Genomic DNA, 20,356 nt, shown 5'->3' with positions numbered 1-20,356 from the left:
TCTGCCGCTGGCGGATCGGGAGCTTTTTTTGTTAACGGAAGGTGAAAAATGGATGAGCTGGGATCTGGAGGGAGTGGGCGGGAAAACGTCATTTTTTAGGAAGGAAGTCGCCGATCAAGGCAGGATGGCATGACGCAAAAACGTATTCCAAGATGCTGAAAAAACGATAGTCCCAAGCTGGGACCTGGGAAGCTTTTTTTGTGAGGGGCTGTAACGGAAGCAAATCGCGAAAAACCGCAGAATGATGCGATTTTCGGACAAGACTTTGGTATCAATTTTGTAACCATTATGGAAAAGGGTGTAAAAATTGAGCGAAACCTAGATGAATTTCGCACGTCTATTATCACGAAATGAACCAACCGGACAAGGGTGCCGAAAATCCGTATCCCCCCGGAAAACAGGCCCAACTGTAAAACACTCCCAACAGCCTAGTTACACGACAGGTCCGGTTGGTTCATGATTAAAAGTGATTTTGAGAAGCGGAGGTGCGAATCGGCCATACTGCATCATCACCTGCATAGCTGCATAGAAAAGCGGCCGTACGTAAGGTTGCTGCCCTTGCTTGCTCATCGGAGGCCAGACACAGCAGGGGCATCGATCTTAAACGGAACGTGCACGAGAAGAAGAACAGCGAGGTGAACTAAGAGGTAAATCCGATGACGACATTAGCGAAGAAACGATTAGCGATCGGGCTCGTTCTGGCAGGCCTCTTGATCGCAGGCTGCGTGGTGCTGGTCGTATTAAACTGGCCGCCGCCCCATTACAGCTATGCGGCAGAGGACGGAACCGAGCTGAAGTTCCGCACCAAAGGGGACAAATTTCTCGCCTATGACGGCGAGAGCCGCTGGGAGGAGCTGTTCGTCAAAGGCGTCAACCTGGGGGCGACGGTGCCGGGACATTTTCCTGGGGAATTTCCGATCACGGAAGACGACTACTTACGCTGGTTCCAACAAATTGACGATATGGGCGCAAACGTCATTCGTATTTATACGGTGCACAACCCGGTGTTCTACAAGGCGCTCGTCAAATACAACCGGGACAAAGGGAAGGATCCCCTCTATTTCATTCAAGGGATCTGGTCGCCGGAAGAGCAACTCATTGAGCAGCAGGACGCTTATATTCCGGGGATCAAGGAAGCCTTTCACAAGGAAATTGAAAAAGCGGTCAAAGCTGTATACGGCGATTTGAAGGTGCCCAAGCAGCCGGGAACATCGGGCGGCAAATATACCGCCAACGCCGGTCCTTATCTCATGGCTTGGCATATCGGCACCGAATGGGACCCGGAAATGGTGGATAATACGAACCGCAAGCACGCGGATGTTACGCCGTATCAAGGACAGTATTTTGCGGCGACCGAGGAAGCAACCCCGTTTGAGAGCTGGCTCGCGGAGCTGGTGGACGACACGGCTCAGAAGGAGCGGGCTTACGGTTGGGAGCATCCGATCACGTTTACGAATTGGGTGACCACGGATGTGCTGGAGCATCCTGGTGAACCGTTGTTCGAGGAGGATCTGGCCAGTGTGGATGCCACCCATATTCGGCCGGTGAAATGGGAAGCAGGATACTTCGCTGCTTATCACGCGTATCCGTACTATCCCGACTTTTTCCATCTGGATAAGACGCTCGAGACGATTCCGGATGGAAATGGGGATTACAACACCTATAAAGCTTACTTACAGGAGCTCAAAGCTTACTATAAGGACATTCCGGTTATGATTACCGAATATGGCGTCCCGTCTTCGCTGGGCGTCTCCCACCTCGGCCGAGGGGGACGGAACCAAGGGGGGCACAACGAACAAGAGCAAGGTGAAATCAACGTCTCTTTGACGAAGGATATTTACGATACCGGATATGCCGGCGCGATCTTGTTCATGTGGCAGGATGAATGGTTTAAGAAGACGTGGAATACGATGCGCTTTGAGATCCCGGAGGATCGACGCGCCTTTTGGCTGAATGTGCTTACGAACGAAAAACAATTTGGCCTGTTGTCCATGGGTCCCGGAAAAGAAGACGATCTCATCATCGACGGCAAGCTGGACGATTGGGACAACCTGCCGGAGGGAGAGGTCCAAGCCTGGGATCAACCAGCATCTGGCATCGACCGGCTGCAGGTGACCCATGACGAAGCTTATGTGTATGTCGGGCTGCGGCTCAGCGAGCCGTTCGACCCTGCGAAGCGGCTCATCCGCCTCGGTGCAAACACACAGCCTGGCGGCAACCAACCGGTGACGGAGATGCCAAGGCTGCGGTTAGACGACGGCCTCGAAGCGATCGTGAATATCGGAAGCGATGAGGAGACTGAGGTGCGGGTGGCGCCAAGCTACGATTTCCACCGCCGTCTCTACGGGCGGTACGGTTATTGGATGCTGGACGATCCTACCGAGGAGCAAACCGTGCAGTTTCAACCTTGGAAGCTGGCGGTCAGCTTGACCATGAAACCTCCGGATACCCGATCGGCCCATCCGTTTCAGGACATGACCGTTGGGCAGCTGATTCGCGGCACAACCGACACGGGAAGCGATGATTTCAACTCTCTCGCTTCGTGGCAGTACAGCGGCAATGAGGTAGAACTGCGCATTCCTTGGATGTTGCTGGGCTTCGCTGATCCCAGCTCGCGCCAGGTCATCGACTACCGGCCTTTGAAGGAGGACCTCGCCTTCTCGACGACCGAGACCGACGGCATCACCTTCGTGCCTTGGATTGAGGAGCGAAGTGAATCGGGGACAGATCACGGTGACAGCGGGGAGAACGTTGCTTTGGACACGTTCCCCAAATACGTATGGCAGCCTTGGGAAACCGTGCAGTACACCGAACGGCTTAAGTCCGGTTATTACGCCTTGCAGGCGTTCTACCGCACCTTGCCAGATCGCAGGACCACGGGAGAATAACCAGGCGCCGAGAGGAGGAAATGAAGATGGCGGGTCAGCATCTTGGCCTGGCAATTGCCTTTATTTATGTATGCCTGGGGCTGATCGGCATAGGCATACTGCTCTTGTTTTACTTAAAGATCCGGCATTTGCGCATTCAGCGTAAAACGAAGGAATACTTGCAGAAGCACCAAGACTATTTCATGTTCCTTCAGGCTCATTTGGGCGATGCTGAGGAGCTTCCGCTGCCGCCGGGCAAGCTGACTGAGCTGGAACGGCGGGTGATCCAACAGCGGGTAACCGAATGGATCGAACAATTTAAGGGCGATCTGCAGCAGAAGCTGATCGCATTATGTTACAACGCTGGCTTTGTCCAGCAGGACCTGAAGCTGCTCGACAGCTTGTTCTACGGCCGGCGGATCGCCGCCGCCTACCGGCTTGGCGGGATGCGGGCGGCGGAGGCGGTGCCGCGGCTGCTCACGATGCTGAAGGATCAGAAATACAGCCCGCTGAGCATCGTCATTGCCCGCTCAATTGCCAAGAGCGCGGAGCATGAGCAGCAGCTCAGAGATATGCTGGTCTATTTGTTGCGTCATGGCAAACCGATTCACCATCTCGCCGCTGACATTCTGATGGAGACGCGGCTGGACACCAGCCGGCTTCTCCTTCAGTTGATGAAGGAAGACAACCCGGATCTGGTGAAGGTGGCGATGGCTGCGATGCGCGGCCAAGAAATGCCGGGGCAAGTCCCGGCGCTGGGGCGTTATGCGTTTGCGCTTGAGAGGAGGGAGACCACTGCTTAGAGATATTTTGCTGATTTATGGTCTGTTTGCGACGTATTACGTCATGTCGGTTAACTTGATTTATTTTTCGATTATGACGTTCTCGTTCCGCCAAATTCTGACGATCTTCCGCCGGGCGGCCTATTCGAAATACAACACGCTGTCCGGTTCTGAACTGGTACCGCCGGTCTCGCTGCTGGTGCCTGCCTTTAATGAGGAACTCACGGTTATTGAGAACGTGAAATGCTTGATGACCCTGAACTATCCGACCTATGAAGTTATCGTTATTAACGACGGATCGAAGGATAACACGCTGGGCGTGCTGCGGGAAGAATTTGAGCTGATGCCGCTAGAGAATCCAGACGTTCGTCACACGATCGACTGTCAGCCGATTACGGCGGTGTACCACAATCCGAAGTACCCGCATCTGTACGTCATCGACAAACCGAACGGCGGTAAAGCCGATTCGTTGAATGCCGGCATCAACCTGGCGCATTATCCGCTCATTTCTTCGATTGATGCCGACTCGTTGCTGGAGAAGGACGCGTTGATCCGGATGGCTCGGATGTATATGGAAAATCCGGAGGAAACGGTGGCCATAGGCGGCGACGTGCGGATTGCCAACGGCTGCGTGATTGAGAACGGGGCAGTGAAAGAGGTTTCGCTGCCTCGCAAAATCTGGCCGATGTTCCAGGCCACGGAATACTTGAAGGCGTTCCTCGGCGGCCGGATCGGCTGGAGTTCAATCAATGGGCTGATCATCGTCTCTGGAGCGTTTGGCCTGTTCCGCAAGGATTACGTTATCGCCGTCGGCGGTTATCGCGGCGGGTATCCCGGCGAGGATATGAACATCATCATTAAACTTCATCGGTACATGCTGGAGAACAAGCTGAAGTACCGTATCGCCTTCTGTCCGGAAGCGGTGTGCTGGACACAAGCGCCGGACACGTACCGGATTCTGTCGAACCAGCGCAAGCGTTGGGGCCGCGGGAACCTGAAGAACATGATCGAGAACTACGACATGGCCTTTAATCCGAGATACAAGGTGATGGGGCTTCTGACGATGCCGTACAACATTATTTTTGAAGCGCTGAACCCTTATTTTAAAATCACGGGGCTGCTCGCCCTGATTGGGTACACGCTGATGGACATGACGCACTGGCGGATTCTTGCGATCTTCTGGCTGATCAACTTCCTCAGCGGTTACGTGCTCAGTATCGGGGCGCTCTTACTGGAGGAACTGGCGTTCAAACGATTCGACAAGCTGTCGGATTTGTGCAAGCTGTTGTTGTTCTCGGCGCTAAAGTTTTTCGGTTACGCGCAGCTCGGGGGATTGTGGCGCATCCAGGGACATATCCAGTTTATGCGCAATAACAACTCCTGGGGGACGATGACCCGTCAAAGCTGGCAGGACAAAGGAGATTCGGCTGCCAAAACAGCCAAGCCGGCCAAGTCAGCCTAGGGAACGGAGAGCTCCCTCCCCCGCTTTGCGGCGGTTGCCGGAAAGGAGATGATAGGGCAAAGGAAGGCTTGGATCCAAGAAGTAACCAAACTTAAGGATAAACTTACGGAAGAAGAAAGGCGGGAATGAATGATGTCAAACCTGACAGCACTGCATAACCAAACGGAACAATCCGGCTTATACGCCGGCATGGGGCAACGCGTGAGGGAAACAGCCAGCGAGGTAAACGGGGTGGTATTCATTTATTCCGCAGGCGGCCCCTCTTACGTGGCATCCCAGGTGCGGGGAATTTTGGAGTCTGAACCTGGACTTCAGTTTGATGTATGGAGCGGGGATGAGCCAGGAAGCGTGGCGGTACTGCTGCCAGGCCTGACACTGGATGCCGTTCACTATCAAGGCTTGCGCCTGAAGCAGCAGCTGCAGGAGCGCATTGCCGATTACCGTCCGCGGATGGCGCTGGCCAGCTTCACTTCGCAGGCAGCGATTACCCCGCAGGTGCTGAGTCAAATCGAGGAAAAAGCCAAACAGAATTACTCCGATGATATTTATATTTTTACTAAGGCTGACATGCTGGTTGTCAAAAGCCGAGTCCTAATCGTGGAAGGGGATCCGGCGGTACGCGAATTCCTTCAAATCCGGCTGAATATGCAGGGCTATGAAACGATGACAGCCGATAACGGCTTGACCGCCCTGGACTTGATTGCCGATTGGAAGCCGGATCTGGTGCTGACGGAGCTGAACCTGTACGGGATCGATGGACTGCCGTATATCCATCAAATTCAGAAGGTCGGCAACGAGCAGATGCCTAAAATCGTTGTGCTAACGGAGCAGCGGGTCGAGAAAACGATCAGCTTATGCTTCCAAAACGGGGTAGACGATTATATCACCAAGCCGTTCTCCCCGGTTGAACTCGACGCGCGAATTCGCCGTTGCATCCAATAACATCTGATTCCAATACAGAGAACATAATGGAGGTAGAAACCTGTGAACAATCATTACCAGAAGCTGATGAATGCGATTGAATCGAAAACCGCCGTACTGGGCGTAGTGGGTTTAGGTTATGTCGGCTTGCCGCTGGCAGTGGAAATGGTGAAGCAAGGATTCCGAGTGGTGGGCATCGATCTGGATACATCAAAAATCGAGAAAATCCACCGCGGAGAATCGTATATTCACGATATCCCGTCCGAAACGCTGGCCGAAGTGATGGCCACAGGGCGATTCCAGGCAACCACGGATTACGCGGTACTGTCCGAAATTAACGCGGTCAGCATCTGCGTGCCGACGCCGCTGAGCGAAAATCAGGATCCCGATACCTCCTATATCGTCACCGTGGTGGATCAGTTGAAGCGGTACATGAAAAAAGGCATGCTGATTACGCTGGAAAGCACAACTTATCCGGGGACGACGGAAGAGCTGATTCAACGCGAGCTGGAGAAGCTGGGCTATACAGTAGGTGAGGACTTCTTCCTCTGCTTCTCGCCGGAGCGGGTCGATCCGTCCAATCCGAAATTTAATACTTACAACACCCCGAAAGTCATCGGAGGAACTACCAAGGCTTGCTTGGATTTGGGGACGGCACTGTATTCCCAATATGTCCAAACGGTTGTTCCTGTGTCCTCGCCGAAAGTGGCGGAAATGTCCAAACTGCTGGAGAACACGTTCCGCAGCGTGAATATCGCTTTTGTGAATGAAATGGCTATGATGTGCGACCGCATGGGCATCGATATTTGGGAAGTCATCGACGCGGCGAAGACCAAGCCGTTTGGCTTTATGCCGTTCTATCCGGGACCAGGCATCGGCGGTCACTGCATCCCGCTGGATCCGATGTATTTGAGCTGGAAAGCGAAGGGCTTCCGGTTCTACAGCCAATTCATCGAGCTGGCGCAGTCGACCAACGACAACATGCCTTATTATGTCGTGAATAAAACGTCCAAAATCATGAATGAATATGCCAAATCGATTAAAAAATCACGCATCCTGATCCTTGGCATGGCGTACAAGCCGGACATCGCCGACCTGCGCGAATCGCCGGGATTGTCCGTATACGAGCTGTTTAAGGACAGCGGCGCCAAGGTGGACTATTACGACCCGTATGCGACAAGCTTCCGTGAAAAATCCGGCGGCGTGGTGCACAGCGTCGAATACGACCTTGATCGATTCAAAGCCTACGACTGCATCGTCCTGGTGACGAATCACAGCAACTTCGATTATGAAGGCATCGCTCACCTCGGCGTGCCAATCGTGGACACGCGCAATGCGTTCCGTGATTATCCGCTGCCGCATGTGTATAAGATCGGCCACTCGGTTGCACAAGTTCAGGAAGAGTCCCCAGCGTTGATCGTAGGTTAAGGATACGAGTCTTGATACTCAATAAACCGATCTTCGTCCGCCTTCGGGCGTTGTCGGGAAGCAAGCGGCCGACCCTGCTGGTGCTTGGCGGAATGCTGCTATTGGCTTTGTTTATGTTATTGGCTTTTATCCGGCCATCAGGTTCACAAGCGAAGGCAACCTGGATTTGGGAAACGAAGGTGATCGAACAGCAACCGGACGAGCTGCTGAACTTCGTCCGCAGGCAGGGCGTGAATACAATCTTCTTGCAAATTGGCAGCGGGGTAGAGCAGGGCAGTTACCGCAGCTTCATCCGCGCTGCCTCCCAGGCAGGTATCCAGGTGCATGCTTTAAGCGGTCATCCGGATTGGGCGCTGCGGGAGCATCGGGGCGAAGCCGAGGCGTTTCTGAAATGGGTGATCGACTTCAACCGGGAAGGGAAGCCGGAGGAGCGGTTTGCGGGCGTCCAACTGGACGTTGAGCCCTATTTGCTGGACCGTTGGCGGAACGATCAAGAAACCGTGGTAGAGCAATGGATGGAGGGCATCCGTATCTGGACTGAAGAGGCGAGATATAACGATCTTGCGATCGGTGCGGCCGTTCCATTCTGGCTGGATCGGATAGATCACCCGAGCGGAGCCCTGAAGCTGCCGCTGGGCGACTGGATGGTTGATCAGTTCGATTACTTGGCGATTATGGCCTATCGGGATGCTGCAGGCCGCATCTATGAAATTTCACAGCGGACGCTAAATGAAGCGGATCGGCAAAAGAAACGGGTCTGGGTGGGCGTCGAGCTGGGCGAGAGCCGGGAAGGGCCCGGCGTCTCCTTCCATGATCTGCCGCTTGCTTCGCTGGACCGGGAAATGGAAAGGTTAGAGGAGCTGGGGAAAAGGCACGGATCGTTTGCCGGCATTGCCGTTCACAGCTATGAAGCTTGGCATCGTAAACTCAATGGGCCGTAATAACAGAAGGCTGCCCCATAGAAATAGACGGGGACAGCCTTTGTTTTGATCTTGGTTAGGACAGTCTTCTCTGTTTTTGCTATAATAAAACTAATTGGCAGTTGTGGAAATGGAGAGATTGGCATGATCCTACATAAAGGCGAAATCTTGTTCCGTCAAGGGGACGATGGTTCTTTTCTATACCATATTAAGAGCGGGCTGTTTAAGGTAACGCGTCTGCACCCGAACGGGAACATGGTTTTGTTTAATATTTTGTACCCGGGGGAAACGGTACCGCATCATTCCTTGATTACCCCGAAAGAGGTGCACGGGACGGCGATCGCTCTCATGCGCAGCGAGGTTGAAGCGATCCCTGCGCAGGTATGGTATCGCGAGCTTCAGGAGGATCCGAAGAAGCCGCTGGAGGTCGCGCAGCTGTTGCAGGAGAAGGTTCGGTTCATGCAGGAGCGGCTTGACCATTTGACGATAGGGACGCCGGCTGAACGTCTGGAGCTGCTGACGAAATGGCTGGGACAGCATGCTCATGGCGTACCTTTGACCGATTATTTGACTCAAGAAGAGATCGGACAGCTGATCGGCGTGCGGCGAGAGACGGTGAACCGGCTGCTGCGCAGCCATGGTCACGAACGGTCATAAGAAACGGCTTCACGAACAAAAGCGCGGATAACCGGGGATTGCTCCGGTTATCCGCGCTTTTGGTATGCCGCTTATTCGTCCAGGGTGCCAGCCGGTCCAAAAAATTCAAAGTGAATCCGCTCTTCGGGCACGCCCCATTCCTTCAAGGCGCGGCGAACCGCCTTCATGAAGGGAACCGGGCCGCAGAAGTAAAAGTCGCTGTCAGCTGTCGTAATCGTCTTCAGCCAAGGCAGATCGATATAGCCGGTTTTGTCGCAGCCTTCGCCGGCTTCGGACGTTTCATATACGGTGTAGGCACGCAGATTGTCGTTGGTCCGTGCGAGCTCGGCAATATGCTCCTTCATCGCATGGTGCTTCGCGTTGCGAGCGGCGTGGACATAGACGATATCGCGTTTGATTTCGCCTTGCAGCGCTGCTTCCAACATGCTGACCATCGGCGTAAGACCAACGCCGCCGCTGAGCAACACAAGCGGCAGGTTCGACGATGGATTCAATGTGAAATCGCCGGCCGGCGCGCTAAGTTCGAGCACATCGCCTTCTTCGATCTGGGTATGCAGATAGGTCGAGACAATGCCCGCCGGGCGGTCCTCCGCAGCATCCTCCCGTTTCACCGAAATCCGGTAATACGGCTTGCCCGGTGCCGTGGACAGGCTGTAATGGCGCAGATGGGTAAACTCCTGGCCTTCCGGTTTCACACGGACAGTAATGTATTGCCCCGGCTCATAGGCGGCAATCGCTTGGCCGTCCTCCGGCTTCAGATAAAAGGAGGTGATCACGTCGCTCTCCTTAATCTTCCGGTCAACGATGAAGCGGCGGAATCCGCGCCAACCGCCTTCTTTTTGCTCGGCTTCGCGGTACATCTCCGCTTCTACGCTGATAAATACGTCCGCAATGACACCATATGCCTTAGCCCAAGCATCAAGGATTTCCTCGGTGGCGGCGTCACCCAGCACCGTCTTGATGGCGGCGAGCAGGTTCTCGCCAACAATCGGGTATTGCTCCGGCTGGATTCCTAACGCCCGGTGCTTCTGGGCAATGCCGCGAACGACCGGAAGAATCTCTTCCAGACGGTCAATGTGCGCCGCAGCGGCATACACCGCATTCGCCAGCGCGGTAGGCTGTTTGCCTTGGCGTTGGTTGGCATGGTTAAACACGTTGAGCAGCTCGGGATGATTTTTGAACATGGTCTGATAGAAGGTTTTCGTAATCGTTTGTCCATGAACTTCGAGAACAGGTACGGTAGATTTAATGATTTCGATCGTCTTTGAATCAAGCATCGGTGGAACCCTCTTTCCTTGATTTTTCGTTCCACCTCAGTATAGGAAGGCTTGAATGGTCAAAAGGTGACTTTCGTCACATCGAAAATTGCCAATGTGTGAACTGTTACTAAAATGCAATGACATCTATCACACAATCCAAGGAAATAAATTGGCTTGTCGCCTGTCCCGTGGAGTCATGATTCGTTTTGTGGTATAATATGAATAGAAGAAATTCTAACAGAAAGGATCAGGATACCATGAGTCCCCGAAGGACGAAATCCCAAAGGACGATTTGGAAACGTTGTGATCTCTCTTACACTTAGCTCCTTTCGTAGCTAGTCGGTATTTCGGCGACAAACCTACGAAGGAAGCGTGAAATCATGCGAAGGATGAATTCCTCATGGACTCACTCCGTAGGGTGTTGCCGAATGGTCAACCAAACTACGATAAGAGGGATTCCAAATGAGGACAATAGCAAGATGGCAGACGTACGGTACTCGGTTATTAATGATGTTAGCAGGATCTAGTTTATTGGCGTTTACGTATTACCACATCAATTTTCAGAACGGATTGTCGGAAGGCGGATTTGTTGGCCTGGCGTTGCTTGGCAAATATTTGTTTAACCTGCCTCCGGCCTTGACCATGATCGCACTCGATTTGCCGATCGTGGTGCTTGCCTGGTGGTTGAAGGGCCATCGGTTCGTGCTGAATACGGTGGTGGCATCATTGACGTTTTCGCTGGTTTACGAGTTGTGCGAGCAATTTTCGCCGCTGTCGATGAACCTGCACGGCAACCTGCCGTTGGCCGCATTACTGTCGGGTCTTCTCACCGGTTTCGGTGCGGGACTTGTGCTGCGGGCCGGCGGAGCGAGCGGCGGGGACGATATCTTGTCCATGCTTCTAAGCCAGTGGTCCGGCATCAAGATCGGTACGATGTTTATTATCATGGATGCGGTCGTGCTGACGGTCTCATTGTTATATTTACCATTCAAAGAAACGATGTTTACCATATTGGCAGTGCTGATCGCCGGCAAAGTGATTACCTGGACCGTCCATTACGGTCAGGGACAGCTTACGCCGATGCGGCTGCCTTACCATCCAATCAAAGAGAAAACGGCTCGAGCTTAAGGCTCGGGCCGTTTTCTCTTTGATGGATCAGGATCTCCAAGATCCCTGCTGCCGGCGGATCAATACGATTTGTCCGGCATGATAGGCATCATGCAGCATCCAGCGGGAGAGTTCGTGTCCGTACGACTCGCCCGTATTGACATAAGGTGCCGCCAGGGCTTCAGCGGTCAAGGAAGCGATCACTTCGCGCAATTCCAATTGAATTCGTTTCGTTTCAGCGAGCACGTCTTCCCAGGCCGCTTCGTCCTGAACTCCAGTACCGTTGAAGCTCTCTTCGTTCGTTTCGAATCGGGGGCCTGGTTCGATTCCTTTCAAACGGCTGAGCATCCGCCCGTTATAGTAGTTGATATGATTGACGGTTTGCCAGATCGTATTTCCGCCTCCCGGAGGAGCCCAAGCAGCTTGCTCGGCGGTCAATCCCTCCAATGCTGTCGACAACGGCACGATCCATTCCTCGACATCCCAAGTATTGTCCTTTTGCACAACGAGTAAATCGACGGGGGTAATGCTCATTCCATTTCCTCCTTATCATTGTAACTGGCTAATTACGATTTCAAGGGTTACAATGATATTGTAGCAGAAGAAATGAGAAATGTAACCATTTATTTATTGATTAGGTCGTTACGGATTTGGGGGCTTCGAAGTGGAAACATTATGGAGTGATTTTTTGAACAGCGAGTGGCATGACTGGCGGGGAAGCGGACGCAGCGAAGATCGGCTGGAAAAGCTGAACTGGCAGCAGTGGTTCCTTAATCAATGGCAATTGACTGCTCCTGTGCCGATGCCGGCGGAAGAGGTCTTGGCCATGCGTCATTTTCGGGAACGCCTGCATGCCTTAACGGTCAAACTGGCGGGAGGCGGTAAGATGGAGGAGGCGGATTGGCAGGTGCTCAATAAACATTTGGCGCAGGATCTGGTTACCCGCAGGTTGTCCGGAGAACCGGGAGACATCCGGCTGCAATATGTTCCAGTGACGGAGGACTGGCGCCATGTGCGGGCAGAGATTGCCGCCAGCTTCGGTGAAACGCTGCTTCACGGGGAAACGTCAAGAATTCGCCTGTGTGATAACCCGGATTGCCGCTGGTTTTTTTACGATGACACGCGTAACCGGACGAAGAAATACTGTGAAGACAAGACGTGCGGCAATTTGATGAAGGTGCGGAGGTTTCGCGCCCGGAAGAAGGCGGGAACCGATCCAGGCGAGCAATAGCTTGTTCTTCATAAATAACAAGAAACAGGCGGCCGAGAGGGGCTGCCTGTTTCTTGTTTCAGGTATTACTTTTGCGATTTGGGCTCATCTTCAAACAGGTACAGATATTCGCCGTACCCTTCCTTCTCCAAATCGGCCTTCGGCACGAAGCGGAGCGCTGCCGAATTGATGCAATAGCGGAGTCCTGTTGGTTCCGGACCGTCCTCGAAGACGTGACCCAGGTGGGAATCGCCCAGCCGGCTGCGCACTTCAGTGCGAATCATGAAATGGCTGGTATCGGTCTTCTCCTTGATGTGATAGCTCCGGATCGGGCGGGTAAAGCTCGGCCAACCGCAGCCGGCATCGTATTTGTCACGGGAGCTGAACAACGGCTCGCCGGAAACGACATCGACGTAAATGCCTTCATCCTCATGGTCCCAATACTCTCCGGTAAAAGGACGCTCGGTCGCATTATTTTGCGTGACCTCATATTGGATCGGCGTCAGCTTGCGCTTCAGCTCTTCCCGATCGGCAGGGCCGGACCAGTGGCGCTCCAGGAAATCCTCGCGGCCGGAGCCTTTGCGATACAGCCGGTAGTGTCCCGGATTCTTCTTATGGTATTGCTGATGATACTCCTCGGCAGGATAGAATGGGGCTGCCGGCAGAATCGGGGTGACAATCGGTTTATCGAAGCGGCCGCTTTGCGCAAGCTCTTGCTTGGAAGCTTCCGCTTCCAGACGCTGCTGCTCATCATGATAAAATATCGCGGTCCGGTACGAATCGCCGCGGTCATGGAATTGGCCGCCTTCGTCCGTTGGATCAATTTGCTGCCAATACAACTCCAGCAGCTTGCGGTAAGGAAAGATGTCCGGGTCGTACGTAATTTGCACGGCTTCGTAATGCCCGGTATTCCCGGCGCAAACTTCCTCGTACGTAGGGTTCACCGTATGACCGCCGGTATATCCAGAAATAATGCCGTGAACGCCGGGCAGTTCCTCGAATGGCGATACCATGCACCAGAAGCAGCCTCCGGCAAACGTGGCTAATTTGAGATTGGAATTTGATGATGGACTCATTTGGGATCCCTCCATTTCATCACTATTATAACTTGTTTTGGCACAAAGCCAAAATGATAGCATAAAAGGCTGGTTCTCTCGTAAAGTGCGTGCTATAATATAACTCAATAAAACATGCATGGTTCCCAAAGGGGAGTAGCTGTTACAATAAAGTCGTCATTACGGGAGTTATACATACCCCGGCTTTATTGGCAACGAAGAGTTGTTAGCGAGACCTTTGCCCGTAGCGAGTATTGGGTAAAGGTCTTTTTTGATGCGTAAATGCGTCGTGCCCAATACGGACACGGCGTATTTTTTTTGGAACGGTGGGATCTTCCCGTAGTCCCAGCCATATCGAACGTCCGATTGTACCGTCTCGCAGCCTTTGCAGGCCAGCGGCAATTGACGTGAATGGCGAGGCCGTTATCCAGAAAAAATAGATCCGTTGCATGGAACATTTAGAAAGGGGAGAGAACATGGACTTACTGTCACCGGAATTTTGGATGGCCTTATTATCCATCGTCCTGATCGACCTCGTCTTAGCCGGGGATAACGCGATCGTCATTGGGCTTGCCGCCCGCAATGTGCCGCAACAGGATCAGAAGAAAGTTATCGTATGGGGGACCCTGGGGGCGATTCTGATCCGGGTGATCATGACACTGCTCGTCGTGCAGCTGCTCAACATCCCGGGTTTACGACTTGCCGGGGGGCTTGCATTAGTCTGGATTGCTTATAAACTGCTGATTGAGGAGAAAAGTCATGAGATCAAGGCCGGAAACCAGATGTGGGCGGCCATCCGCACGATCATCATCGCCGATGCCATGATGGGCCTCGACAACGTGCTTGCGGTAGCTGGCGCGGCGCACGGGGACACCATGCTGGTCATTATCGGTCTGGCCGTATCCGTACCGATTATGGTTTGGGGCAGCACGATGATTTTGAAGCTGACTGAACGCTTTCCGATCGTCATTACGATTGGGGCAGCCGTGCTGGCTTGGACAGCATCCAAGATGATCGTCGAAGAACCGCTGATTCATGACTGGTTCGCCAGCCCTTGGATTAAATACGGCTTCGAGCTGCTCATCATCGCCGCTGTCGTGCTGCTGGGCAAATTCATGAAGAAGCGCAAAGCGCGGCTTCACCAAGCGAAAGCGATGCCGCAGACAAACGGAAGTTAAAGGAAAAACGCATGCAAACAACGCCGCAGGTGGCTGATCATTTGGCCCGTCGCGGCGTTGTTTTTTTGCGATTTTTTGGCTCCGGAGTTAAGTGTTGTTCTCCCGGGCAGATAAACGAAACTGCTTAGGCGACATGCCAAACCGCTTGCGGAACACTTTATGAAAGTAGTTGTAGCTGGGGAAACCGGAGCTTTCCGCAACGTGCTCCAGCGACAGAGGGCTGAAAATAATCCGCTCGCGCGCCATGTTCAGCCGCACCTCCAGCGTGTATTGAATCATGCTGGTGCCAAAGGCCTGCTTGAACAGATGCACCGCCCGCGACACGCTGATGCCGACGTGGGCTGCAGCGTCCTCCAGCTTAAATGGGGAGGAGGCGTTTTCTTCGATATAATTTTTCAGACGGTGGGCAAGATAGGTAGGATAGGTGGGCTGCGGCTGCTCGAGCAAATTCCGTTCGATCTCCAGGCACAGAATCTTCAAGTAGTACTCGGAGATTTCCGGCATCGGGTTGGAGATGCGGCGCTGCTCCAGCATAATCTGCCGGAAGGCCCCAACCATCCCTTCGGACAGGGGAACCTTCAAGCGGTGCGGAAGCGGCCGGCGGTTCCACCAGGACTCGATCCATTCCCCGGACAAAAAAATATGGTAATCTCCGCTGGAAACCACCGGTTCGCCTGTTCCGTTCGTTTCGGCTTCGATTTTCAGCTCGTAAGGGTCCCCGGGGGCAAACAGCAGCAAATCCCCAGGCTCAAGCAACTCCAGCCGCCCGTTTAACCGCGTACGGCATTTGCCTAACGTCTGCAGGCGGATCAGATAATTTTCGTGCCCGTTCGGCTGGGTCGTGTGGAACGGCTTGCGGTGCAACGAATAGCCGGCATGTAAAATTTGCAGGTTTACCTCTTTGTTCATCGGTGTCCTCCACAGGGTTCTCGAAAAAAATGACCAGATTGTTCATGTTTCAATCATATTATTCATTTTACATTGGAGCAATTTGAAATACCATGGTACATGGGTAGCGCATCAAATTGACAAACATCTGCTTGGCAGGAGTGACCAAAATGACAGACATCCAGATTGGCATTATCGGCTGCGGCAACATCAGTCCGGCTTACCTCCGTCATTTGGCGAAGAGCGACAGGCTGAAGGTTGTGGCGCTGGCCGACCAGTTTCCGGAGAAGGCGCGCGAGCGGGCCGAGGAATTCAGAATTGAAAACGTATTCACAGTTGAAGAAATGTTACGGCATCCTAGAATCGACCTGATTCTGAATCTCACGGTGCCTTCATCCCATGCAGCGATTAACATTGCGGCTCTGGAGCACGGTAAGCACGTTTACGTGGAGAAGCCGTTGGCGATCCGCTTGGAGGACGCCAGACGAATGCTGGAGCTGGCTGCGGCACGCAACCTCCGCGTCGGCTGTGCCCCGGATACCTTCCTTGGCGCCGGGCTGGAAACGGCCCGCAAGGCGATTAATGACGGGTTGATTGGACGTCCGGTGGCAGCTACCGCGTTTATGGTCAGCGGCGGGCCGGAACGCTGGCATCCGAATCCCGAGTTTTTCTATGTCGATGGCGGCGGGCCGATGTTTGACATGGGGCCGTACTATCTGACGGCGCTAGTCCAATTGCTGGGACCGATTCGCCGGGTCAGCGGTTCGGTGGGAAGTCAGATTCCGGAGCGGACGATCGGCTCGGGACCGAAAGCGGGCACCCGGATCCCCGTTCATACGCCAACCCATTACAGTGCTTCGCTGGATTTCGTGGGAGGGGCGATCGGTACGCTGGTGACCAGCTTTGATGTGCGAGGCGGGAGCATGCTGCCGCGGATGGAGATTTATGGCACCGAAGGCACGCTGGAAGTCCCAGATCCGAACTGGTTTACCGGCGAGGTGAAGCTTCGTCGGGCCGGAGAAGAGACTTGGGAGACGTTGCCGCCGGTATTTGCCAGCGAAGATAACGAGCGGGGACGCGGTATTGAGGAAATGGTGCAAGCGATGCAGGAAGGCCGGGAGCATCGAGCCAGCGGGAAACTGGCTTATCATGTTCTGGAAGCGATGCATGCGGTTGCCCGGTCCTCGAATGAAGGCCGGCATATCCTGTTGAGCCCTGTAGAGCTCTAAGGGACTTACTTATGATGAAGAGGAGAAATGAACCCATGACGAAACTTGGTTTGCAGTTGTATACGGTTAGAGATCATTTGGAACGGGATTTTGAAGGAACCTTGCGCAAAGTGGCGGAGCTCGGTTATCAAGGTGTCGAGTTTGCCGGTTTTTATGGACGTACCGTAGAGCAAGTACAGGAGATTCTGCGGGAGACAGGATTAACGGCGATTGGTGCGCATACGCCCTATACCCGATTGAAGGAAGCGATCGACGAGGAATTGGCGTTTAATAAAGCGATTGGCAGCCGCTATATTATCGTTCCTTATTTAGCGGAGGAAGACCGCAACCGTTGGTCGGAAATCATCGAAGATTTGAAAATATTCGGTGAAAAGTGCAAAGAGGAAGATTTAGTGCTTTGCTATCATAATCATGATTTTGAGCTGACATTGCAACACGATGGCAAGCCGGTGCTTGACGCCATCTATGAGCAAGTGCCTGAACATCTGCTGCAGGTGGAGCTCGATTCCTGCTGGGTTGCCTTCGCTGGAGCGAATCCGCTGGATTATATCGCTACATATAAGGGGCGGCTTCCGCTGGTGCACTGGAAGGACGTGGTCAAGAAGGCAGACGGTTCACCGGATACGGTTGAGCTTGGCCGCGGGGAAATTGCCATTACGGAGATCGGTGATGCTGCAATTGATGCGGGGGTGGAATGGTTAATCGTCGAGCAGGACCATTGTGCCGGAGATTCGCTCACGAGCATTCAGACAAGCATGGAATGGGTGCGTGACTATGCGCAAAAAGGAGGTAAACTTCATGTCTAAAACGTTGAAAGTAGCTATTATCGGCTGCGGCGGGATTGCGAACGGTAAACATTTGCCAAGCCTGGCCCAGCAGCCTGAGGTGGAGATGGTCGCATTCTGCGATATCATCGAAGAACGCGCAGCCAAGGCTGCTGCCCAATACGGTGGCGAGAATGCCAAGGTATACACCGATTATCGTCAGTTGCTGGCGGAAAGCGATGCCGAAGTCGTACATGTGTGCACGCCAAACGATTCCCACGCTGAAATTACGGTTGCTTCACTGGAATCCGGCCGCCATGTCATGTGCGAGAAACCGATGGCTAAGACGGCAGAACAGGCGCGTCAAATGCTGGATGCGGCGAAGCGTACGGGCAAGAAGCTGACGATCGCTTATCAAAACCGCTTCCGCAGCGACAGCTTATACTTGAAGGAAATTTGCGAAAAGGGTGAGCTCGGCGACATTTATCTGGGCAAGGCGCTGGCGCTTCGCCGCCGGGCCGTGCCAACTTGGGGCGTCTTCCTCGATGAGGAGAAGCAAGGCGGCGGTCCATTGATTGATATCGGTACGCACGCTCTGGATCTGACCTTGTGGCTGATGGACAACTATGAGCCGAAGAGCGTCACCGGTTCTGTCTTCCACAAGCTTGGCAGCCGCGAGAATGCAGCGAATGCATTCGGGCCATGGAATCCGGAGGAGTTCAAAGTGGAGGACTCCGCATTTGGCTTCATTACGATGAAGAATGGCGCGACAATCATTCTGGAATCAAGCTGGGCGCTGAACATCGTGGATATCGGCGAAGCCAAAACACTGCTGTGCGGAACGGAAGGCGGCGCGGACATGACCAACGGACTACGGATCAATGGGGAGAAATTGAGTCGCCTGTATGAAACGAAGATTGATTTGGGCTCGGGCGGCGTTGCCTTCTTCGAGGGGAAACAGGAGACCGAAGCTACTCGTGAAGCAAGAGCTTGGGTACAAGCGATTCTCGAGGATAAGGAACCGCTGGTGAAACCGGAGCAAGCGTTGGTTGTCACGGAAATTTTGGAAGCGATTTACGAGTCGGCGAGAACGGGTAAAACGGTTTATTTTGATTAATCACGGGAGGGACCGGAGATGAAATTAGGCGTATTTCTCGTATTGTTCGGAGGGCTCCCCTTGGAGCAGGCGCTGGATAAGGCAGCGGCACAGGGGCTAAAAGCTGTAGAGATCGGGACTGGAGGTTATCCTGGCAATGCGCATTGTAATCCCGATGTATTGTTGGAAAATAAACAAGCGCGGGAGGAGTTCAAACGGGCGGTGGAATCGCGGGGGTTAACGATCAGTGCGCTCAGCTGCCACGGCAATCCTCTGCACCCGCAAAAGGCGGTGGCGCAAGAGTTCCATGACGCTTTCGTCAAGACCGTTCAATTGGCTGAATTACTGGAGGTGCCGGTGGTAAATACGTTCTCCGGCTGTCCCGGCGATCACGAGGACGCGAAATATCCGAACTGGCCGGTTGCACCGTGGCCGAACGATTACCAGGAGATCCTCGATTGGCAGTGGAACCAGAAGGTGATTCCGTATTGGTCGGAAATGGGCCGTTATGCCGCAGAGCATCATGTGAAGATCGGTCTGGAGCTGCACGGCGGGTTCTCCGTGCATACGCCGGCCACGCTGCTTCGCCTACGCGAAGCGGCTGGGGAAGCCATCGGCGCCAATTTGGACCCCAGCCATATGTGGTGGCAGGGAATTGATCCGGTGCAGGCGATCTCGATCCTTGGCCGGGCTGGGGCGATTCACCATTTCCACGCCAAGGACACGACGATTGATCCGGTGAACGTAAACCGTTACGGGCTTACGGATATGCAGCCTTATACGACGATGCAGGATCGGGCCTGGCAGTTCCGTACAGTAGGATATGGCCATGATTTGAAAACCTGGGCGGACATTATCAGTGCCCTTCGCTTGTATGGCTACGATTATGTTGTCAGCATCGAGCATGAAGACGGCCTGATGTCGATCGACGAAGGGTTCACGAAGGCGGTACGCAATCTCCAGCAGGTGTTGGTGGAAGATTCTGCCGGCGAAATGTGGTGGGTATAAGTTACAACCAGCGTAATATACTATACTAGCGGCCGCCGCCTAGGCGGTCGTTTTTTTAAATGACCGGGCATCCCCCTTACTTTCCTCCAATAAATATGCTATTATGAAATATACTAACAAATTGTAAGCTTTCAGCCCTTAGGTCGGCGATGATAACGAGGTGAATTTTATGGATGAGCATTCCCAGGCAATGTGTCCGCGATTTGAATCGGCATTTTCGTTTTTAGGCAAACGTTGGAACGGTCTGATCATCAAAACGCTGATGGACGGTCCCAAGCGATTTAAGGATATTTCGAATCAGATTCCTTCCATGAGCGATAAAATGTTATCCGAGCGGATGAAGGATCTGGAATGTGAAGGAATCCTGGTTCGCCATGTCTATCCTGAGACGCCGGTCCGGATTGAATATGAACTAACGGAGAAAGGCCGGGCGCTTCGTCCCGTTATGGAACAAGTGCAGTCCTGGGCGGAAGAGTGGATTAAATAAACAACGAACATGCCGTTACCGGCGAGCGGGCGGCATGG

19 protein-coding genes are annotated in these 20,356 nt (G+C 53.4%); 15 read left to right on the top strand and 4 right to left on the bottom strand.

All coding sequences use genetic code 11. The features are described from left to right. Positions 1 to 656 precede the first annotated feature (656 nt). From M891_RS0106805 to M891_RS0106775, 7 genes are all read left to right on the top strand, one after another. The gene (locus M891_RS0106805; protein ID WP_028538298.1) at positions 657 to 2,888 is read left to right on the top strand and encodes a hypothetical protein; all 2,232 of its coding nucleotides are present in this window, start codon (positions 657 to 659) and stop codon (positions 2,886 to 2,888) included. A 26-nt stretch (positions 2,889 to 2,914) separates the two neighbouring features. Continuing rightward, a complete protein-coding gene (locus M891_RS23440) occupies positions 2,915 to 3,670 on the top strand; it encodes a hypothetical protein (protein WP_016311645.1) in 756 nt (251 codons plus the stop codon). Positions 3,671 to 3,713: 43 nt separating this feature from the next. Beyond that, a complete protein-coding gene (locus tag M891_RS0106795) occupies positions 3,714 to 5,111 on the top strand; it encodes a glycosyltransferase family 2 protein (protein WP_036624697.1) in 1,398 nt (465 codons plus the stop codon). Positions 5,112 to 5,243: 132 nt separating this feature from the next. Further along, positions 5,244 to 6,053, top strand: a complete 810-nt coding sequence (locus M891_RS0106790; RefSeq protein WP_028538296.1) for a response regulator transcription factor — start codon at positions 5,244 to 5,246, stop codon at positions 6,051 to 6,053. Between the two features lie 66 nt (positions 6,054 to 6,119). After that, a complete protein-coding gene (locus M891_RS0106785; RefSeq protein ID WP_036645319.1) occupies positions 6,120 to 7,460 on the top strand; it encodes a nucleotide sugar dehydrogenase in 1,341 nt (446 codons plus the stop codon). Positions 7,461 to 7,471: 11 nt separating this feature from the next. After that, complete coding sequence (locus M891_RS0106780) at positions 7,472 to 8,401, top strand: hypothetical protein (RefSeq protein ID WP_028538295.1); 930 nt, start codon at positions 7,472 to 7,474, stop codon at positions 8,399 to 8,401. A 123-nt stretch (positions 8,402 to 8,524) separates the two neighbouring features. Further along, on the top strand, positions 8,525 to 9,037 hold the full coding sequence (locus M891_RS0106775) for a Crp/Fnr family transcriptional regulator (RefSeq protein WP_009225289.1): 513 nt from the start codon (positions 8,525 to 8,527) through the stop codon (positions 9,035 to 9,037). A 71-nt stretch (positions 9,038 to 9,108) separates the two neighbouring features. Here the strand turns inward: M891_RS0106775 and hmpA are convergent, their stop codons facing one another. Beyond that, on the bottom strand, positions 9,109 to 10,314 hold the full coding sequence (gene hmpA / locus M891_RS0106770; protein WP_028538294.1) for an NO-inducible flavohemoprotein: 1,206 nt from the start codon (positions 10,312 to 10,314) through the stop codon (positions 9,109 to 9,111). Between the two features lie 444 nt (positions 10,315 to 10,758). Between hmpA and M891_RS0106765 the strand changes: the two genes are divergently transcribed. After that, positions 10,759 to 11,424 carry a YitT family protein gene (locus M891_RS0106765; RefSeq protein ID WP_028538293.1) on the top strand — a complete coding sequence of 222 codons (666 nt, stop codon included), beginning with the start codon at positions 10,759 to 10,761 and terminating at the stop codon, positions 11,422 to 11,424. Positions 11,425 to 11,451: 27 nt separating this feature from the next. Here M891_RS0106765 and M891_RS0106760 read toward each other — a convergent pair whose 3' ends face one another. Beyond that, positions 11,452 to 11,937, bottom strand: a complete 486-nt coding sequence (locus M891_RS0106760; protein ID WP_028538292.1) for a DinB family protein — start codon at positions 11,935 to 11,937, stop codon at positions 11,452 to 11,454. 130 nt (positions 11,938 to 12,067) lie between these two features. On the opposite strand from M891_RS0106760, the gene M891_RS0106755 reads away from it, so the two are divergent. After that, on the top strand, positions 12,068 to 12,634 hold the full coding sequence (locus M891_RS0106755; RefSeq protein ID WP_028538291.1) for a CGNR zinc finger domain-containing protein: 567 nt from the start codon (positions 12,068 to 12,070) through the stop codon (positions 12,632 to 12,634). A 65-nt stretch (positions 12,635 to 12,699) separates the two neighbouring features. Here M891_RS0106755 and msrB read toward each other — a convergent pair whose 3' ends face one another. After that, the gene (msrB, locus tag M891_RS0106750; RefSeq protein WP_028538290.1) at positions 12,700 to 13,689 is read right to left on the bottom strand and encodes a peptide-methionine (R)-S-oxide reductase MsrB; all 990 of its coding nucleotides are present in this window, start codon (positions 13,687 to 13,689) and stop codon (positions 12,700 to 12,702) included. A gap of 455 nt (positions 13,690 to 14,144) precedes the next feature. On the opposite strand from msrB, the gene M891_RS0106745 reads away from it, so the two are divergent. Beyond that, complete coding sequence (locus M891_RS0106745) at positions 14,145 to 14,846, top strand: TerC family protein (protein ID WP_028538289.1); 702 nt, start codon at positions 14,145 to 14,147, stop codon at positions 14,844 to 14,846. 87 nt (positions 14,847 to 14,933) lie between these two features. Here M891_RS0106745 and M891_RS0106740 read toward each other — a convergent pair whose 3' ends face one another. Next, positions 14,934 to 15,755 (bottom strand): AraC family transcriptional regulator, encoded by an 822-nt coding sequence (locus M891_RS0106740; RefSeq protein WP_009225296.1) that lies wholly within the window; start codon positions 15,753 to 15,755, stop codon positions 14,934 to 14,936. 149 nt (positions 15,756 to 15,904) lie between these two features. Here M891_RS0106740 and M891_RS0106735 point away from each other — a divergent pair, with 149 nt between their 5' ends. The 5 genes from M891_RS0106735 to M891_RS0106715 all read left to right on the top strand — a co-directional run bounded on the left by M891_RS0106735 (position 15,905) and on the right by M891_RS0106715 (position 20,318). Beyond that, positions 15,905 to 16,963, top strand: coding sequence for a Gfo/Idh/MocA family protein (locus M891_RS0106735; protein WP_036699567.1), 1,059 nt, complete (start codon positions 15,905 to 15,907; stop codon positions 16,961 to 16,963). 35 nt (positions 16,964 to 16,998) lie between these two features. After that, positions 16,999 to 17,769, top strand: a complete 771-nt coding sequence (locus tag M891_RS0106730; RefSeq protein ID WP_028538287.1) for a sugar phosphate isomerase/epimerase family protein — start codon at positions 16,999 to 17,001, stop codon at positions 17,767 to 17,769. Beyond that, positions 17,762 to 18,844: a Gfo/Idh/MocA family protein gene (locus M891_RS0106725; RefSeq protein WP_016311659.1), complete on the top strand. Its 1,083-nt coding sequence runs from the start codon at positions 17,762 to 17,764 to the stop codon at positions 18,842 to 18,844. Before M891_RS0106730 ends, M891_RS0106725 begins: the two co-directional genes overlap by 8 nt. Before the next feature lie 18 nt (positions 18,845 to 18,862). Further along, positions 18,863 to 19,831 carry a sugar phosphate isomerase/epimerase family protein gene (locus tag M891_RS0106720; protein WP_028538286.1) on the top strand — a complete coding sequence of 323 codons (969 nt, stop codon included), beginning with the start codon at positions 18,863 to 18,865 and terminating at the stop codon, positions 19,829 to 19,831. A gap of 169 nt (positions 19,832 to 20,000) precedes the next feature. Beyond that, on the top strand, positions 20,001 to 20,318 hold the full coding sequence (locus tag M891_RS0106715) for a winged helix-turn-helix transcriptional regulator (RefSeq protein ID WP_009225301.1): 318 nt from the start codon (positions 20,001 to 20,003) through the stop codon (positions 20,316 to 20,318). The last annotated feature ends 38 nt before the right edge of the window (positions 20,319 to 20,356 follow it).

The sequence above is a fragment of the Paenibacillus sp. J14 genome, assembly GCF_000518465.1.
GTDB classification, from domain to species: Bacteria; Bacillota; Bacilli; order Paenibacillales; family Paenibacillaceae; genus Fontibacillus; species Fontibacillus barengoltzii.
The sequence above is the reverse complement of the archived record's forward strand: the minus strand, read 5'-3'. Positions and strand labels throughout refer to the sequence as shown.

Excerpts from the sequence above, each read along its gene's own strand:
- msrB (WP_028538290.1), bottom strand. The coding sequence starts at position 13,689 with ATGAGTCCATCATCAAATTCCAATCTCAAATTAGCCACGTTTGCCGGA.
- M891_RS0106795 (WP_036624697.1), top strand. The coding sequence starts at position 3,714 with ATGTCGGTTAACTTGATTTATTTTTCGATTATGACGTTCTCGTTCCGC.
- M891_RS0106745 (WP_028538289.1), top strand. The coding sequence starts at position 14,145 with ATGGACTTACTGTCACCGGAATTTTGGATGGCCTTATTATCCATCGTC.
- M891_RS0106790 (WP_028538296.1), top strand. The coding sequence starts at position 5,244 with ATGTCAAACCTGACAGCACTGCATAACCAAACGGAACAATCCGGCTTA.
- M891_RS0106760 (WP_028538292.1), bottom strand. The coding sequence starts at position 11,937 with ATGAGCATTACCCCCGTCGATTTACTCGTTGTGCAAAAGGACAATACT.
- M891_RS0106765 (WP_028538293.1), top strand. The coding sequence starts at position 10,759 with ATGAGGACAATAGCAAGATGGCAGACGTACGGTACTCGGTTATTAATG.
- M891_RS0106720 (WP_028538286.1), top strand. The coding sequence starts at position 18,863 with ATGAAATTAGGCGTATTTCTCGTATTGTTCGGAGGGCTCCCCTTGGAG.
- M891_RS0106805 (WP_028538298.1), top strand. The coding sequence starts at position 657 with ATGACGACATTAGCGAAGAAACGATTAGCGATCGGGCTCGTTCTGGCA.
- hmpA (WP_028538294.1), bottom strand. The coding sequence starts at position 10,314 with ATGCTTGATTCAAAGACGATCGAAATCATTAAATCTACCGTACCTGTT.
- M891_RS0106775 (WP_009225289.1), top strand. The coding sequence starts at position 8,525 with ATGATCCTACATAAAGGCGAAATCTTGTTCCGTCAAGGGGACGATGGT.
- M891_RS0106730 (WP_028538287.1), top strand. The coding sequence starts at position 16,999 with ATGACGAAACTTGGTTTGCAGTTGTATACGGTTAGAGATCATTTGGAA.
- M891_RS0106735 (WP_036699567.1), top strand. The coding sequence starts at position 15,905 with ATGACAGACATCCAGATTGGCATTATCGGCTGCGGCAACATCAGTCCG.
- M891_RS0106715 (WP_009225301.1), top strand. The coding sequence starts at position 20,001 with ATGGATGAGCATTCCCAGGCAATGTGTCCGCGATTTGAATCGGCATTT.
- M891_RS23440 (WP_016311645.1), top strand. The coding sequence starts at position 2,915 with ATGGCGGGTCAGCATCTTGGCCTGGCAATTGCCTTTATTTATGTATGC.
- M891_RS0106740 (WP_009225296.1), bottom strand. The coding sequence starts at position 15,755 with ATGAACAAAGAGGTAAACCTGCAAATTTTACATGCCGGCTATTCGTTG.
- M891_RS0106725 (WP_016311659.1), top strand. The coding sequence starts at position 17,762 with ATGTCTAAAACGTTGAAAGTAGCTATTATCGGCTGCGGCGGGATTGCG.
- M891_RS0106785 (WP_036645319.1), top strand. The coding sequence starts at position 6,120 with ATGAATGCGATTGAATCGAAAACCGCCGTACTGGGCGTAGTGGGTTTA.